The sequence below is a fragment of the Paracoccus sp. SSJ genome, assembly GCF_030234105.1.
GTDB lineage: Bacteria > Pseudomonadota > Alphaproteobacteria > Rhodobacterales > Rhodobacteraceae > Paracoccus > Paracoccus denitrificans.
On sequence record NZ_JASSPE010000066.1, the window covers coordinates 1 to 1054 of the forward strand.

Annotated in this window: 1 protein-coding gene; it reads right to left on the reverse strand. The window is 63.9% G+C overall.

Annotation, left to right across the window (positions count from 1 at the left end; translation table 11 throughout):
* Positions 1-54: 54 nt before the first annotated feature.
* The gene (locus QPR87_RS23520) at positions 55-987 is read right to left on the reverse strand and encodes an IS5-like element ISPth1 family transposase (RefSeq protein WP_076611945.1); all 933 of its coding nucleotides are present in this window, start codon (positions 985-987) and stop codon (positions 55-57) included.
* Between the last annotated feature and the right edge of the window lie 67 nt (positions 988-1054).

The following is a 1054-nucleotide window of genomic DNA, read 5'->3' on the forward strand; positions in this document are numbered from 1 at the left end:
GGCATTGTTGCAGAAGTCGGCTTCAGGACATGATGGCCCTTTCCCCAGCTGAGGTCAGGCCACGCGTTCGATCTCGGCGGTGCCGAGGGCGTTGAAGCGGTTCATCAGGGCGACGCGGATGTGGATCTCGGCTGTCTGGCGGTCGGGGTCCCTCGACGCGATCCGCTCGCCGAAGGATTTCAGATTCCTCATCCGGGCCTCGACCCGGCTGCGGACATGATAGCCGGACCACCTTTTCCAGATCGTCCGGCCGAGGCGCTGGGTTGCCCTCAGGATGTCGTTGCGGGCCAAGGCGGCGGGGCAATCTTCTTTCCAGAGGCGGCCATTTCTGCGGATGGGAATGATCCCTGTGCCACCTCGCGCAAGGATCGCCGAATGGCAACGGCGGGTGTCGAAGGCGCCATCACCGGTAACGGTGCCGATTTCCTCGTCTTCCGGGATCTGGTCCAGAAGATCAGGGAGCACGGGGCTGTCGCCCTCGCGGCTAGAGGTGAATTCCACCGCCCGGATGTCGCCGGTCGCCGTGTCCATCGCCAGATGGACCTTGCGGTACTGGCGGCGGCGGTGGGTGCCATGCTTCCTCGCCAGCCACTCTCCGTCGCCCAGGAACTTGATCCCGGTGCTATCCACCAGCAGGTTCAGAGGGCCCGGAGCCCGGCGCGACGAAAGCTGGACCACGATTGTCTTCTGGCGGCGGCTGAGCGTGGAGAAGTCCGGGACCGGCCAGTCCAGACCAGCCATCTCGAGGATGCTGGCGACCATTCCGGTCGTTTGCCGAAGCGGCAGGCCGAAGAGCACCTTGATCATCAGACAGAACTGGATGGCGGCGTCGGAGAAGACCGGCGGACGTCCGGGCTTGCCTGCCTTCGGCGCAAGCCAGTCCATGTCCCGGTCTAGCCAGACGAGCAGAGATCCGCGCCGCTTCAGCGCGTCGTTATAGGATTTCCAGTTGGTCGTACGGTAGCGGGCAGGTTCGGGCTTGCTCATGGCAGGCTCTTAACCCACCGGATTCACGCCGTGAATCCCGGAAGCTCATGAGTTCTGCAACAACGCT

Excerpts from the sequence above, each read along its gene's own strand:
- QPR87_RS23520 (WP_076611945.1), bottom strand. The coding sequence starts at position 987 with ATGAGCAAGCCCGAACCTGCCCGCTACCGTACGACCAACTGGAAATCC.